The following is a 16,804-nucleotide window of genomic DNA, read 5'->3' on the forward strand; positions in this document are numbered from 1 at the left end:
GTAGGTTCTCCCAGTTTTTCGGTATAGTTACGATAAATATTTATCGTAACTATACTATAACATCAAAGCTCATTTTTGTAAAGTACTTCTAAATTCTTCTTTTTCAACTTTGTAACGATTACCAAGCACATCTACGTTAAATTTCGTAATTCTACTAATTGTTTTACCTACTGAGAATCTTACCCTTTCCTCTTTCGAATTACGTTTTTTATGAACATAATCCACTTCTATTACGTTATTACGAGGGTTATTATCACCGATAAAAATATATTCCAAAGTTTCATCTTTTTTCTCTATAGTAAATAAATCGTTTCGATATAGACTGAAAATAAATTCATATGAATCATCTATTTCTTTATATGGTAATAATTTTGCTTGATTATATTTTTCCATATCCAGTATCAAATTATTTCCATCATCTCTAAACCAGTGATGAGGTACACCTAAATATTTATATTTCCCTTCTGTATTTTTATAAATATCAATCCTTACACCTTTAATAGATTTTAAAACAACTTTATTTTTTGAACCTGGATATTTATTTGAAATATCTAAATGTATTCCTACACTTCCATCATAATATCTCAAAAACTTTACTGGGACTTTTCCATCTTTTAAGATATAACCGTGTTCATCATAATACGCTTTAAAAGGATTATCCGCCTTATCATATTCTTTGATAATTTTTAAAATCAGTTCAAATAATTCTGGATTATGTTTTGCAATGAGGAAAGTATCAGGTTTTGTATTAATCCTTTTTATTAAACTTGCTGCATCACTTTTGTTCAAAGTATAAATATTTTTTGATTTCCTTACAATGATTTCCTCATCATCAACTTTTCTTGTACTATAAATTGTTTGGTCAGAAATAGCACGATTCCCTTTTCTATCAACTTTGTGAGAATACTTGATTTTAGATTCATAATTCATGAGGCTTCTTATAAACTTATAGATATCCTCGCTAAAGAACTCTTTTTCAGTTAGAACCTCACCAGTCCTACGATCATAAAATACGCCAGTTTCATTTACACCAAAGTTTTGGAAAAATTTAAAGACTGGTAGTTTCCCTATCGCTGCTACAATTAATGCATCAATCGCGTGGTGTGCATAACTGCTATTTCTATCTTTATTCATTCTTGCTCGGCGTCGAATTGCGTTAGTGAATCCCCCCCTAATCGATAAAACTGTTGTTGGTATGTTATGATGTTTAAAGTATGAACGTAGATTCATGGAAAAGCTACGTACTGCGTATCTTGTATCTACTAAATTTCGATTAATAAATTGTTTTTGCAGTTCTTCGTTATTCATTATGTCCCGCTGTTCTAGTAAATATTCTCTCTTCTTATTAGAAATTTTTCCGCTATTATAAAGTTTCATCACATCTGCTCTGAATTCTTCGAAAGTTCTTTTTGCCTTTGGAGAACTTGTAAGGTAATGGAATGGCGTTCGCTGCCCTTTTTCCTGGTTTTCCTCGCGATAACAGAGCACTTTATTTTCTTGACTATCGTCAAAGGAAATAGAAATCGGTATGATGTGATCAATTTCAAACTTATAAAAGTCTTGTACAATATCATAAGGATTGATTCTTTCTCCAGAATATAAGCATTGTCCATCTTGGGCATCCCATAATTTTAAGGCCAAACGTTGCTTAGGTTTCAAATTTAATTCTTCCAACGTTGAAACACTTAAAATTTCAGCCACTCTCTTTTCAAATTTCTTTTGTTTTCTTTGATTTTCATCATTTTTTCTCTTCGCTTCTTCGCTGTTATTTTCTCGTGCTGTTTCGATGACTATCGAATCCATCTCACCATATACTTCTCGTACTTTATTTACAATTTTAATTGCTTCTCGTTGCGCTCTTTTTGCAACTGTACTTAATATCGCAGTATCATCAAATTTAATCTTCTTTCCATTGGATATATTTTGATATCGTTTGCTTTCAAGTCCTAGTTCGCTAAATAGTTCCATTTGGTTTTTATTCGTTTTCCATAAATCTGGTAAAATTAATTGGATAGCCTTTTTTGAAAGCGCATGGTAGCCTTTAAAATCAGTATTTTCCTTCAAAGCAGCTATAATTTTTTCGTTTGTATCCTCATCAAAGCCAGCCAAATTTGTCAAAGCTTTCTTTAAATCATTTTCTCTTCTTTCATAAGATTTTTCTGCTGTGAGAATTTCACTAATTTCATCTAGTAATTCAACGTTATCTAAAATTTCTTTTGGTAAATCATGTTCTTTTACTAATTTTAATATATTCTTGTATCCTTTAAATTCCGTGAAAATGGGTTTTTCATTCTTCAAATCTACTCTATATCCTCTTACATCCGTATCTTTTGGCAGCCCTTTATATTTTAAAATTCGATCTATTGTAACCTTCTGGCCCTTCTTAACAATTTCTTCAACTATATATTTTTTATCTTCCTCAGTTAAATACTCCCCATTTACTTGCAATTTATTTAAGTCACCGTTTAATAAATCATACAATTCCGCTGTAAATGACATTTTTGCAATGCGAGGTTGATCCGAGAAATAAGTACATTTCCCTCTCATTTTCTCAATCATCGACATTTCATGGAATTTCCCATTTTTTATAAAATATCTACCGTAAATGGTAGGAGATTTTTTAGATCCAGGGCCATCATAATAAGCTCTTCTTTTTTGAACTAACTCAATATACTTTTCAATAAATTCATCATTGATTTCTTGATGGAATTGGGCTTGTCTATTTAAAATAGCTCTTGCTTCCTTTATATAATCTTCCGTGCGGAAACGGTTCTCATGGGAACGAACTAATCCTTTTTTCAATCTTTCAAACTGTATTTCACAAACATATTTTGTTTCTAGTTCCTTACTATTTCTTTTTAATTGTTCTTTTGTTGATAATTCTCCACCCGTTTTTTCTTCTTCTAAAGGAGCATCTAGTACGGTACCCCTTCTTTTTACAATGTGATAAAGACCAATTGCTAATTCTTCCAACGATACTTTTTCTTTTAACGCTTTGCATCTAATTTCATATGGATTTCCTGTGCCGATGCAATTTGTCGGTATACCAAACTCTTCAAATAATTTTTTAGCTCGCTCTAATCGATGGTTTCTTCTTCTTTTTAATCTTCTTGCCCCCCGAAATCCACGTCGCTCTTCATTGGCATTTCTCGTTGCTTCCTCAAATAGTCTGACACCCGCATCAATTATCTCCATTTTTTCAGTGTCAATAATCCCCCAACCAACTGATGATACCCCGATATCCAGACCTAGTACTTTACTCATAACTTCCCTTCCTCCACTAATTATTTATACTTATATATTATCCTATAATTTACATCCATTGGAAGGAAATTTACAATTTTATAAATAAAAACACCTCCCAAAGCCAGAGCAGCCTCGAGAGGTTAATTCTAATGTATGTAGAATTTTGAATTTGTTGCTACATGTAACAGGAATTTCATGATTCGCGGTGAAAGTTTAGCGTTATTCCCCCAACTCTTTTCGTAAGATAAAAACTAATTCCCCATCCACCGCAGTCCTTTTGGGTAATGGTTTTTCATCATATTCCCCGCGAGTTTTCCCCAACCAATCGAATAACCATCAACGGTGATTAAGTGCCATCCTTTTGGACCGCTAGCTTGTAAAACTTCTCCTTTCAAATAGGAAATGATTTCATCCGAATCCGCGGAAAGATTCGATACGCTTTTTGCTTCATCCTTTCGTAAAGCCAAGGCAAGGGCATGGGAAGGCTCGAAGCGGTTCTTTTTGAACGTTCCTAAATGCAATCCTGGACGGAGCACCTTTAATTTTTCTAATGTTGGTACTTCTTCAGGCAATCCATACAATTGGTCGTTGAAGGCAAGGAAATATCCAAAAGGCATGATATTTAATGTTTCGCCGGCAAAATCCTGGTACGCCTTCATCATTTTCGGGTCCAGTTTTTGTTTCGGATACTTTATGCGAGGCGCCTCGTCCCCGTCCTTCTTTTTTAACACCGCAATATAATGCCCTTCCCCTTTCACAAGATGAGGCCATATGCGAATCGTTTGTTCAATATTTGAGGCCGTATTTTCCACCCAATCCGCTCTTCCTTGGCTAAAGCCTTCATACACTTCCACTTGTTCAATCTCGAACTGTGGATACTTTTCAAGAAAGCGGCTGATCGTTCCTTCATTTTCTTCTGGAGAAAAGGTGCACGTAGAATACACAAGACGACCACCTGGTTTTAACATGCTTTGCGCATACTCAAGAATATCGTCTTGTCTATTGGCACAAAGAGTTACATTGTCGGGACTCCAATGCAAGCGAGCCTCTTCATCTTTTCGAAACATTCCTTCTCCAGAACAGGGGGCATCCACTAAGATTCGATCAAAAAAACTTGGGAAACGCGTTGCTAAACGTTCCGGTGTTTCATTGGTCACGATGGCATTTTTGATGCCCATTCGCTCGACGTTTTGCGATAAAATTTTTGCCCGTTGCGGATGGATCTCGTTCGAAACAAGCAGCCCTTCTCCATTCATTTTCGATGCAAGATGTGTAGTTTTCCCGCCCGGTGCTGCACATAAATCGAGAATGTATTCCCCTGGTTTGGGATCTACCAATTCCCCTACCGCCATCGCACTTGGTTCTTGGATATAATATAATCCCGCTTCATGGTATGGGTGTTTTCCTGGACGTTCATTGTTAGGATAAAAATATCCTTCCTTGACCCAAGGGATTTTCTCAGTCGTAAAAGGGTTAATTTGTAAAAATTCATCTATTGAAATCTTTAGTGTGTTAATGCGCAAGCCTTGATTTTTTTCTTCTTCGTAACTTCGAATAAACGCATCATATTCATCTTGTAATAATGTTTGCATTTTGTCTTTAAAGGTTTGTGGTAGATTCAATTTGTTCACCTCAAAAGTTTAGTGCCATTGAATATATTATCATTCATTTTAAATTTTGGGGTGGAGAACATGTTTTTATTTACAGTATTTATGGCTATGTTTACTGATATTGTGACAATATTGCCACGTTTTATAAATATATTGACAGTCCATGTTTTTAACGGATTTGTGGTTAGAGTGAAAGACCGCTTCACCAAAAGCTTCATACTTTCGAACCCATTGTTTTAAAGTGCTTTGGTGAATTTTATATTGACGAGCAAACTTTTCAACACCCGTTAAATATAAATGAATCAGTTTTAACATGAACTTTTTAGGATACTTGTAAAAGGTCATAATGAAAGCCCCCTATTAGGTCAGATGAATTTTTATTTTTTCATCTGTCTACCTAATAGGGAGCATATCAAGTCGATAATTTTTTGAACAGCCTTAATTCTTAAAGTAATATTTTCTTTAAATCCTTTGCTCCTGTGGTGGTCACATCAAACGCACCTCCTCGCCGCATTTTATCTGCGGCGAAAGCTCTTGCGACAGCCGCAATTTATCTGCGGCGAAAGCTCTTGCGACAGCCGCAATTTATCTGCGGCGAAAGCTCTTGCGACAGCCGCAAAGGGGGCGTCTCAAAATGACTTTTCAGACACCCTTTCAATTATTAAGGTATTTTCACTGTAAATGATTCAAATTTAACATCTTTTACTGCACTATAATCCTTTTCGATATATTTTCCGTTTTCATCTACCCCTCCACCACTAGATGGAATCACTAAAAATGGGGTAATGGTTAATTCCGTTACATTTGAGTCAATTGGATCAAATTGCTTTGTACTTTTATACACGATTGTATCTTTCATTCTTTCCCCTGTCACTCCGCCTGAAAGGTTTGTCAGTTTGTTACCATCTTGGTCTACTACTCGGAAATCGATATAATGCCCTCTCGTTTTATCAAAATCGCTCTCTTTTTCAGAACTCACAAAAGATACACTGACACCTGTTTTACTTATGGACACTTCTGTTACCGTAAGTTGTATGCCATCTACTGTTTGTTTATGTTGAACAGGAATTGTTTTTATGTCTTTTATTTTTTGGATTGGTGTTGAGAAATGCCATTTTTCACCCTTTTCTCCTTGAAGCGTTAGCCCCAGTTCAAATTGGTCAGGCATGTCTTCTGTAATGTTGATCGTTTGAATGGCTGTACGAGTTGTTGATGATACTATTTCTTCTCCATAAGAACCTGTAACTGCTTTAGGCAATTTTCCATTAATCGTAATATCCATGCCAGCACCGAAATAATGTTCACCTAATTCCCTTTCAGACTCAATAATGAGGCCGATTGTAATATTGCTCTGATCATACAGAACTTCATTTAAAGTAACGGATATTCCATTAACCGTTTGTGTTTCGCCAATTTCGTCGATTAACCCTTCTTGGTAGGCATGTTGTAAACCAATAAAGTCGGAATCACCAAAAACAGAACCAATTAACGGTATTTTCGATAAACTCGTTGCAATCGCAGGAGAATATTGAGCTGAAATGAATAATCCAAATGCTGCAGCGACACTGCTTAAAAGATAAGTTATTTTTCTTTTATATAAAGGAGTTTTCACCTTTCCATCTATTTGCTCTTGTGCTTGAGCAATTCCAGTTCGAATCGCCAATCGAACTTCGTCTTGCGGAAACACTTCGAAACGATCATATTGTTCTTTCATTGAACTTATAACTCCTTTCTAATTCATTTTTTAAATGTTTTTTTGCTCTTCGCAAATAGGTTTTGATTGTTCCAACCGGTTTTCCCATCACTTCGGCAATATCCCGAATGGACAGGTCGTGATAGTAAAATAAAATAATCGAAGTTTGATACGATTCATTTAATTTTGATAATGCTTCGCCTAAATGTAAAGAATCAGATGGCAGCTCCTGTTTGTGTTCCATTTTCCTTAATAGTTCCATTTCATCGTACGGAATCATTCGATCGCGTTTCTTTAATAATTGGTAGCATTCACGAATGAGAATTCTAAAGAGCCATGTTGAGAAATATTCGGGATTTCGCAAATCTTTAATCGCGAGAAATGCTTTGCAAGCTGTTTCTTGTATGACGTCCAGTACGTCTTCTTTCCTTCCTACATAGGAAAGCGCTTTGTAATAAAGCATTTGTTCTTCCTTAATTAGCAATTGTTCAAAGGCTGTCGCATCTCCTTTGATTGCTTTTTCTACTAGTTCGATATCATGTTTCACTCTCTTCATCCTCCTTTCATTAATTAGAGCTTCAGGGATAATGGAAAAGTTTCAAAGGATTAAAGTTTTTTATCAACAGTTAAAAAGTCCCTATTTCAGAGATCTAATAATTGCCAACTCCTGAAAAATCATCGCCATTCGAAAAAATTACGTCCACTCAAGATTCGATAACCAAATCGAGTAGGAGGGAGCGATTAACTCCCGTCCTCTCACACCACCGTACGTACGGTTCCGTATACGGCGGTTCAATTAAGATGATTGACGCAAGTCTTTATAACTTCCGTGAATAGCTGTTCTCTTTATGCCAGTGGTCACTCCACCCTCCAAGAGGTCTCCCACGGGATTCACCGCTTCCTTCCTCAAGTCAGGTACTACGTTTTCTGTGTTCATCATGACTCACTGAATGCCAAGGGCTATTCTCTCTTAATTGTTCGGTCCTTCTTAGTAGTTCTAAACCAACTAATACTATGACCTCTGCTGACTTCTGACGGTTCAGCTACTTATCACTAAGTAGGTTATGAAGCGTACTTCACATATCCGCCAGACCTCCCCGGGTAAGAATGTAATCTTTCCTTCCATCTATCTGCTTCATTTACTCTGTACCACCTTTGGCAGAAAGGACTTTGTTTTGTTTAGCAAACTCATCCAATGATACCTAGCCTTATATGAAGTTCGTGTTCCTCAGACCGGAAGTTTGCCGCTCGCTTCCTTCAGATCCGCGTCACCACGGACACCCTTGCGTTAAGCTAACTGTTACTTCTGCCTTCACAGTTCGGGACTTACACCCTATAGATTACACCCATGCCAGGCGCACTAAAAAACCGAGCAATTTCCTACATTGCTCGGCTCACTTTCCTTTACTTTTGCTCTACTACTTTCCCATATAATTCTGGACGGCGGTCGTCATATACCGGAATTCGTGTGCGGACTTCATCCACTTTTGAGAAATCTACGTCAATTACCGCCAACTCCTCATCTTCTGCACCAGTCCATAACACTTCACCCCAAGGTTCAATCACCATTGACTGTCCATTAAAGTTTTCCGGTTTGCGGGAAATTCGATTTACTGCCACAACAAAACATTGATTTTCAATGGCACGGGCTTGCAAAAGTGTTTTCCAATGATCAATTCTTGGTGTCGGCCATTGAGCAGCAACGAACAATACTTTTGCTCCCGCTAATGCATGGGCGCGAAGCCATTCAGGGAAACGGATATCATAGCAAATCACAGCCGCTGCCGGAAGATCTCCCAAATCAAAGCGGTTCATGGATTCGCCAGCTTCTAAATATTTTTCTTCATCCATTAATCTAAATAAATGAACTTTACTATATTCACTCAATAATTCCCCATCTCGATTCACGACATACATCGTGTTATAAAATTTGCCATTTTCTTTTGTCGCTACAGAACCACCGATAATATGTATTCCTAGCTCACTGGCAAGGTGTTGAAGAAAAGCTTTTGTGCGGTTGCCATTTTTATCTGCTAACTCCTCTAATTTTTCAAGAGCATATCCTGTATTCCACATTTCAGGCAATACCACAATGTCGGCACCCTTACTTGCCGCTTCCCGAATCAACTGTTCCGCCCGCTCGTAGTTTTCCTCCACTTTCCCAAACCCGACATTCATTTGAATGCAACCAATTTTCATCTTGAATCCCCCTAGACAATTATTCAAGAAAATAATAATATTCCTACATATCTACTTATAATTATAAACTGGTATTTTCTTAAAATACAGAATGACAGATTTTGAGAATTCAATCAAGTTGTACATTCACCAACTAAATCAATAAGAAAAGAGGATGCACATGGAATTATCCTATAAACTCCAAAAACTTCCTACTCAATTTTTCGCTTCCCTTGTGCAAAAAGTGAATAAAGCGATTGCTGAAGGACGGGATGTGATCAATCTAGGACAGGGAAATCCAGACCGCCCAACACCTACTCACATTGTCAAGGCGCTTCAAGAAGCAGCAGCCGACCCTGATACTCATAAATATTCCCTTTTCCGTGGCATGCTAGAATTAAAACAAGCCGTAAGCAACTTTTACAAAAGAGAATACAACGTAGACATCGATCCAAATGAAGAAGTGGCCATTTTAGGCGGTGCAAAAGTCGGATTGGTCGAGCTTCCGTTGTGCGTGTTAAACCCTGGCGACTATATGCTGCTACCGGATCCAGGCTATCCGGACTATTTATCCGGTCCGGTGTTGGCGGATGTTCATTTTGATACAATGCCATTGCTTGAGGAAAATGATTTTCTCCCGGATTATAACACTTTACCTGATGAAGTGAAGAAACGGGCAAAATTGATGTATTTGAACTATCCAAACAATCCAACGGGCGCCACTGCCACTATAGAGTTCTTCAATAAAACGGTGCAATTTGCAAAAGAACACGATATTACTGTTGTTCACGATTTCGCATACGGTGCCCTTGGATTTGACGGGGAGAAACCGGTGAGCTTCCTGCAAGCGGAAGGGGCAAAAGAAGTTGGAGTAGAGTTCTATACATTATCCAAAACTTATAATATGGCCGGCTGGCGTGTCGCTTTTGCGGTGGGTAACCGCGACATCATTGAAGCCATCAACTTGTTGCAAGACCATCTGTTTTGCAGCCTCTTCCCTGCCGTACAGCAGGCAGCCGCTTATGCATTGAACAGCGATCAATCTTGTGTGGAAGAACTGAGAAGCATTTACGAATCCCGCCGCAATGTGCTGGTGGAAGAAGCCTGTCGGATCGGATGGAACGTAAGAGCGCCAAAAGGCTCCTTCTTTGCATGGTTGCCGGTTCCGGAAGGGTTTACGAGCCAAGAATTTTCCGATTACCTATTGGATAAAGCGGATGTGGCAGTCGCAAGCGGCAACGGATTTGGCGAACATGGCGAAGGCTATATTCGGGTGGGGCTACTTGTGGAAGAAGAGAGGCTCCGAGAAGCCATCCGCCGCATTGAAGCATTAGGGATTTTCCAAAAAGAAATAGCAAAAGTTCAAAAATGATATCACTCCCCTTCCCTTTTTTAAGCGAAGGGGTTAAATTTTTTACCCTCTCTGCCAGTCCTGCATCTCCAAAGATTCCCCCGACTGAATCTTCAATTGACAAAAATTTCAGAAATAAGATTGATTTTCATATGATTTTTCGCTTACGATATATTTACAAAGATTGCCTATTCCACAGCAAAGGGTGATAACATGACTGCCAAATATACAATCGCAGTTAAAGAAGGAATCCTCCATGCAAAGAAACTTGCTCGAAGCAAACAAAACTATCAACTGGATATTCCTCATCTATGGACCGCTTTATTACAGCCCAACAACTTTGCCTATAACTTTTATCAAGAATTTAATATTAATATGAACGAGCTTATTCAACTAGTAAATAAAGAAGTAGATAAAATCCCCTCTTTAGCAGGTACGAATATCGCTTATGGAGAAAAAGAAAGCCAACGACTAAAAAGGCTGTTTAAACAAGCGGAGATTGAAGCGGAACGGCTACGAGATCGCTTTATTTCTGTTGAGCATTTAATGATTGCTTTGTTCGAACAAGATTTTAATCCTATTACAAAATATTTAGCCGAACATCATGTAACGAAAGAATCCATATATGAAAAATTACATCAAACTCGAAACGGACAAATGGTCACATCCGACAATCAGGAGACGCTATACGACGCATTGAACAAATATGCAGTCAATTTGAATCAAAGATATGTAGATGGAAAAGTTGACCGAATCGTTGGAAGGGAAAAGGAAATCAATGATATTATCCGCATTTTAACAAGAAAAAATAAAAATAATGCGATTTTAATAGGCAGCCCTGGGGTTGGAAAAACCGCCATCGTTGAAGGGTTGGTTCAAAAAATTGTGAACAAAGATGTTCCAAATAATTTGCTCGATAAAGTCGTCTATAGTCTAGATATGGGCTCCCTTCTTGCTGGGGCTAAATATCGCGGGGAATTTGAAGAAAAATTAAAAGCCGTATTAAATGAAGTGAAACAATCAAATAATCAAGTCATCCTCTTCATTGATGAAATTCATACGATCGTCGGTGCGGGACGAACAGAAGGCTCCATGGATGCAGGAAATATATTAAAACCGATGCTTGCCCGAGGTGAACTTCGCTGTATTGGAGCAACCACACAAGATGAATATCGGGAATATATCGAAAAAGATAAAGCGTTGGAGCGCCGTTTCCAACGTGTGATCGTCAATGAACCGTCGATTGAAGCAACCATTGAAATTTTGCAAGGCATTAAAGAAGACTATGAATTATATCACGAAACCTTTATCACTGATGAAGCCATCGAAGCTGCCGTTAAACTTTCAAAACGATACATCACCGACCGCTTTTTGCCAGATAAAGCCATTGATTTAATGGATGAAGCAAGTGCAGTAAAGCGGATTTCCCTAAATGAAATCCCCCACTCCATCAAGAAAATCAACGAACAAATTTTGCAATCAAAAATCGCCCTTTATAAGCAAGAATTGGAACCCAACCCGGCATTTGACCGGTATGCCATTGAACAGAAGCTAAAAATTATTGAAAACGAAAAAGAAAAAATGGAAAGACAATGGGCAAAAGAGCTGGAAATACTCCATTTTACGCAGCGGGAAAAAAGAAATTTGGCAAGATTGCATAAGTTATATGAAAAAGCGGTAAAGAATAATGAAGTCGGCCAAATCGTTCAATTGGAAACCTACGATATTCCTGCATCTGAAAAGAGACTAAAAGAGCTCGAACAACAATGGGGTCTATTAAAGGAAAGCAAAACCTTCATCGATAATGTAGTGACCGCTGAAGATATCGAGCGCGTCGTGGAGAGACTAACTGGAATTAAAATTACAGGTGTCATGAAAAATGAACGGGAACGACTATTGAATTTGGAGAACGAAATACACAAATACATCGTGGGACAAGATGAAGCGGTGAAAAAAGTAGCTCATGCCGTCTTGCGTTCAAGGGCTGGAATTAAAAACCCAAATAAACCAACCGGCTCCTTCCTGTTCCTTGGACCTACAGGTGTCGGCAAGACGAAACTGGCGAAAGTACTGGCAAAAGTGTTGTTCGGTACAGAGCTGGATATGGTACGGCTGGACATGTCAGAGTATATGGAAAAACATGCAGTCGCAAAACTCATTGGTCCTCCGCCGGGATACGCTGGCTATGACGAAGGGGGCCACTTGACGGAAGCGGTCCGGCATCGTCTCCATTCCATCATCGTCCTCGATGAAATCGAAAAAGCACATCCGGATGTTTTCAACATTCTATTACAAGTGCTCGATGAAGGAAGACTTACGGACTCCCAAGGTAGGACGGTGGACTTTAAAAATACAATTTTAATTATGACAAGCAATATCGGATCGAAACTACTATTGGATTCGATAGAAAAATATAATGTTATTACATCTGAAGCAAGACAAGCGGTCATTAACGAATTGCGCTCCCATTTCAAGCCGGAATTTTTAAACCGGATTGATGAAACCATCATTTTCAACCCATTGGTGAAAGAACAAATGGTGGCAATTGCCGAAATCATGATGAAAGAACTCAATGAACGATTAAAAGAAAACAAATTAATTTTGCACACAACTTCGGAAGTTATACAATGGATTGCGGAGAATGGCTACGACCAAATTAATGGCGCACGGCCAATTCAGCGGTTTATCGTCCAACATATTGAAACACCACTGGCTCGGGATATTATCGCCAATCAAATTGAAGAAAATGTCCGTATTACTATTTCCATCAAAAATAATGAACCGGTTTTTCTTTACGAACCGATATAATTTCAACTTTCAAGTAGGAGGTTGTCCAGAAAGTCGAACACTTTCTGAACAGCCTTACTTCTTATAGTAATATTCTCTTAAAAACTTTGCTCCTGCGGTGGTCACATCAAACGCGCCTCCTCGTCGCAATTTATCTGCGGCGAAAGCTTGTGCGACTGCCGCAATTTATCTGCGGCGAAAGCGTTAGCGACAGCCGCAAAGGAGGCGTCTCAAAATGACTTTTCAGACACCCTCTTTCCTAAACTTTCATCCCATCAAATATCGAAAATAGTTATTTTCAGCAATGAGATTACAATAATTCTCAAAAAATCTATAGACGGATATTTTAAAATCCGTTAAAATTAATTTACAATCATTTTATTATTCCGAAAATTCTAACTTTTGCAATTCATTCGAAAGAAAAGAAGGTGATTCCTTGAAAACTTATGATGTACTCATTATCGGAGCCGGACCCGGTGGATATGTTGCCGCAGAAGAAGCTGCACAGCTCGGTAATTCAGTCTGCGTGATTGAAAAAAATGCCATTGGTGGCTGCTGTCTCAACGTCGGTTGCATTCCTTCCAAAGCTTACCTGCAATATAGCCACTGGTTGTCCGCTGTTCATGCTCTTAATGCAAACGGTTTATCAGTTACAGTGAATCAAATTGATTTCCCCTCCGTTGTGAAAAGAAAAAACAAGATTATCTCCACCTTGCAATCCGGTATTCACTTGACGTTTAAAAAGAATGGTATCCAATATATTACAGGTGAAGCAAAATACGTAGAAGGAAAAATTTTCGAAGTGAACGGAGAGCGATACTACGGAAAAAATGTGTTACTTGCCATGGGCGGTGCCCCCTTCGTCCCAAACATCCCAGGATTAAGCGATGTAGATTATTTAACGACGAACTCCTTTTTTGACATGGAAACATTGCCTAATCAATTGACCATCATCGGCGGCGGGGTAATCGGTGTTGAATTGGCCTATGCCATGAAAAGATTCGGCGCCGATGTCACGATTATCGAAGCCGCACCGGACATATTGTTGACGGTTGATTCGGAAGCCCGTTCCATTGTGAAAGAAAAGCTTCAGAGGATGGGTATAAAAATCATTACGAAGGCTTCCGTCCAAAAAGTGAAAAAAGGATGCGTCCTTCTTTCCAGTGAAGAAATTCCTTTTGATCAACTGCTGGTGGCAACAGGCAGAAAACAAAACTTGGAAATCCCGTTAGCAATGGGACTTGAATTGGATGAAAGAAAACATTTTGTCAAAGTAAATGAATATTATGAAACAAGCATGAAAAATGTTTATGCCATTGGCGATTTAATTGGCGGTTATACATTGGCACATGCAGCCAGTGCGGAAGGCATAAAAGCTGTTCGTGCCATAAATGGAAAAAAAGAAAGGCCTGTATCTCCATACAGTATTCCTCGCCCGCTTTTCATCGAACCGGAAGTTGCTGAGTTTGGGATGAGCGAAGAAGAAGCAAGACAAAAAGGCTATGACGTAATCGTTGAAAAAATGCCTTTTTCATTTAATGGACGAGCCATTGCTGCCAATGAAACAGAAGGCTTTGTCAAAATCATATCCGAATCCAAATATCGGGAAATATTAGGTGCCGTTATTGTCGGCCCCAACGCAGCAGACTTAATTCACCAAATTCTAGCAGTTTATGAATCCGAAGGTACTGTTGATGAATTGGCAAACACAGTCTTCGCTCACCCTACTGTATCCGAGTTAATCCAAGAAACAGCAAAAAGAATTTATAAAACATCAATAAATTTAAGGAGGAATCAAGAATGACGCAAAAAGCAAAAGGCATGCCTAAATTGTTTGCGAGTGTTGATACGTCGGTGAAAGAATTGGTAGATTTAGAGATTCGTACAGCTACGGATACAGCAGAATTAACGAAAGATAAGGCAAAATCCATGTATAAATCAATGGAGGATATCCGCAATTTTGAAGAAAATGTAAAACGTTTCTTTACTGCCGGAGAAATTCCAGGGTTTGTACACTTATATGCTGGTGAGGAAGCAATTGCTGTAGGTGTTTGTGCTCACCTATCCGATGAAGATTACATTACAAGTACCCACCGGGGACATGGCCACTGTATCGCGAAAGGCGGCGATTTAAAAGGAATGATGGCTGAAATCTTTGGCAAAGCCACAGGACTTTGCAAAGGTAAAGGCGGTTCCATGCACATTGCCGACATGGATAAAGGAATTTTAGGCGCCAACGGAATGGTTGGAGGCGGTTTCGGACTGGCAACAGGTGCGGCCATGCGCAACAAATATAAGAAAACGGACCGGGTTGCCGTTTGCTTCTTCGGTGATGGTGCAGCTAATGAAGGTGTATTCCATGAATGTTTGAACATGGCATCCATTTGGAAGTTGCCGGTGATTTTTGTATGTGAGAATAACCTTTTCGCAGAATCCACTCCACAATGGTATTCTTCCGCTTCCCGCACAATCGCAGAAAGAGCTGCCGCCTACAATATGCCTGGTGTTCGGGTGAACGGAAAAGATGTTGTCGCCGTATATGAAGTAGCTGGCGAAGCCATTGAACGCGCACGCAGAGGTGAAGGACCAACGTTAATTGAATGCGTCACTTACCGGAACCACGGACACTTTGAAGGTGACGAACAAAGTTACAAAGCGCCTAGCGGAGAAGAAAAAGAATGGGCGGAAGTGGATCCGCTTGAAGTATTCCGTCAATACGCCATCGAAAACGGCTTGTTGACTGAAGAAGAATTGGATCAATTGAGGGAAGAATCCGTTCGCGATATTGAAGAGGCGATTGAATTCACGAAAGAAAGTCCAGAACCATCACCTGAATCACTCTATCAAGATGTTTTTGCGGACTAATCTAAAAAACTTGGAAAGGAGTTATAGAGAATGGCTAGAGAAATTTTGTTCATGAAAGCAATCAATGAAGCGCTTGATCAAGCAATGGCAAAAGATGAAAACATCATTTTATTAGGTGAAGATATTGCAGGCGGAGCGGAAGTCCAACATTTGGAAGAGGCCAACGAAGATGCTTGGGGCGGTGTAATGGGCGTAACCCGCGGCCTTGCGCCAAAATACGGCCGTGAACGAGTCATCGATACGCCACTTTCCGAAATGGGTTATATGGCTGCGGCTGTAGGTATGGCTGTTACTGGTTTGCGTCCTGTAGCTGAGCTGATGTTTAGCGACTTTATCGGCTTTTGCTTTGACTCCATCATCGGACAAGGTTCAAAAATGCGCTACATGTTCGGGGGAAAAGCGAAAGTCCCAATGACAGTGCGCACAATGCACGGTGCAGGGGTGAACGCAGCAGCTCAACACTCCGGCTCCTACTACGGTTTATTCGGTTCAATTCCTGGCGTCAAAGTCGTTGTCCCTGCAACACCATATGATGCAAAAGGTCTTCTCCTCTCCGCTATTGAAGATGATAACCTTGTCATCTTTTCGGAAGATAAAACATTGTACGGAATGAAAGGCGAAGTACCGGAAGAATATTACACAATCCCAATTGGCAAAGCTGCCATCAAACGTGAAGGTAAAGACTTGACAATTGTTACCATTGGAAAAATGTTGTACGTCGGCTTAGAAGTTGCAGACATTTTAGAAAAGGACAATATCTCAGTCGAAGTCATTGACTTGCGCACTGTTGCACCATGGGATGAAGAAACAGTACTGGAGTCTGTGAAGAAAACAGGCCGCTTAATTATCATCGATGAATCCAATCCGCACAACAACACGGCAACTGATATAGCTTCAGTTGTAGCAGACAAAGCCTTTGATTATTTAGATGGACCGATCAAATGCGTATGCGCGCCAAACACACCTGTTCCGTTTGCTGCTAATCTTGAAAAATTATATATCCCAGATGCTAATAAAGTATTGACAGTAGCGACAGAAATTATCGATGACTTGAGAGTTAAATAGAGAGGGGTG

The 16,804-nt window shown here is 39.2% G+C and carries 11 protein-coding genes; 5 read left to right on the forward strand and 6 right to left on the reverse strand.

The features are described from left to right. Positions 1-69 precede the first annotated feature (69 nt). From cas9 to HF990_RS01445, 6 genes are all read right to left on the reverse strand, one after another. Complete coding sequence (gene cas9, locus HF990_RS01420) at positions 70-3,264, reverse strand: type II CRISPR RNA-guided endonuclease Cas9 (RefSeq protein WP_168411803.1); 3,195 nt, start codon at positions 3,262-3,264, stop codon at positions 70-72. Between the two features lie 233 nt (positions 3,265-3,497). Then, positions 3,498-4,868: an RsmF rRNA methyltransferase first C-terminal domain-containing protein gene (locus HF990_RS01425; protein ID WP_168411805.1), complete on the reverse strand. Its 1,371-nt coding sequence runs from the start codon at positions 4,866-4,868 to the stop codon at positions 3,498-3,500. Positions 4,869-4,943: 75 nt separating this feature from the next. Then, positions 4,944-5,201 (reverse strand): helix-turn-helix domain-containing protein, encoded by a 258-nt coding sequence (locus HF990_RS01430; protein WP_168411806.1) that lies wholly within the window; start codon positions 5,199-5,201, stop codon positions 4,944-4,946. A 316-nt stretch (positions 5,202-5,517) separates the two neighbouring features. Beyond that, entirely contained in the window at positions 5,518-6,570 is a 1,053-nt protein-coding gene (locus tag HF990_RS01435) for a DUF4179 domain-containing protein (protein WP_168411808.1), read from the reverse strand. Next, positions 6,554-7,096: a sigma-70 family RNA polymerase sigma factor gene (locus tag HF990_RS01440; protein WP_016837334.1), complete on the reverse strand. Its 543-nt coding sequence runs from the start codon at positions 7,094-7,096 to the stop codon at positions 6,554-6,556. Before HF990_RS01440 ends, HF990_RS01435 begins: the two co-directional genes overlap by 17 nt. An 857-nt stretch (positions 7,097-7,953) precedes the next feature. Beyond that, positions 7,954-8,748 carry a carbon-nitrogen family hydrolase gene (locus tag HF990_RS01445; RefSeq protein WP_168411809.1) on the reverse strand — a complete coding sequence of 265 codons (795 nt, stop codon included), beginning with the start codon at positions 8,746-8,748 and terminating at the stop codon, positions 7,954-7,956. A gap of 160 nt (positions 8,749-8,908) precedes the next feature. On the opposite strand from HF990_RS01445, the gene HF990_RS01450 reads away from it, so the two are divergent. From HF990_RS01450 to HF990_RS01470, 5 genes are all read left to right on the forward strand, one after another. After that, positions 8,909-10,099, forward strand: a complete 1,191-nt coding sequence (locus HF990_RS01450) for a pyridoxal phosphate-dependent aminotransferase (RefSeq protein WP_281727722.1) — start codon at positions 8,909-8,911, stop codon at positions 10,097-10,099. Between the two features lie 192 nt (positions 10,100-10,291). Next, positions 10,292-12,886: an ATP-dependent Clp protease ATP-binding subunit gene (locus tag HF990_RS01455; RefSeq protein WP_168411813.1), complete on the forward strand. Its 2,595-nt coding sequence runs from the start codon at positions 10,292-10,294 to the stop codon at positions 12,884-12,886. A gap of 415 nt (positions 12,887-13,301) precedes the next feature. Beyond that, positions 13,302-14,669 (forward strand): dihydrolipoyl dehydrogenase, encoded by a 1,368-nt coding sequence (gene lpdA / locus HF990_RS01460; protein WP_168411815.1) that lies wholly within the window; start codon positions 13,302-13,304, stop codon positions 14,667-14,669. Positions 14,670-14,794: 125 nt separating this feature from the next. After that, complete coding sequence (locus HF990_RS01465; RefSeq protein WP_210730732.1) at positions 14,795-15,730, forward strand: thiamine pyrophosphate-dependent dehydrogenase E1 component subunit alpha; 936 nt, start codon at positions 14,795-14,797, stop codon at positions 15,728-15,730. Between the two features lie 30 nt (positions 15,731-15,760). Continuing rightward, positions 15,761-16,795: an alpha-ketoacid dehydrogenase subunit beta gene (locus HF990_RS01470; protein WP_168411819.1), complete on the forward strand. Its 1,035-nt coding sequence runs from the start codon at positions 15,761-15,763 to the stop codon at positions 16,793-16,795. Positions 16,796-16,804 lie beyond the last annotated feature (9 nt).

Origin of the sequence: Ureibacillus thermosphaericus (assembly GCF_012396605.1) — a bacterium.
Taxonomy (GTDB): Bacteria; Bacillota; Bacilli; order Bacillales_A; family Planococcaceae; genus Ureibacillus; species Ureibacillus thermosphaericus.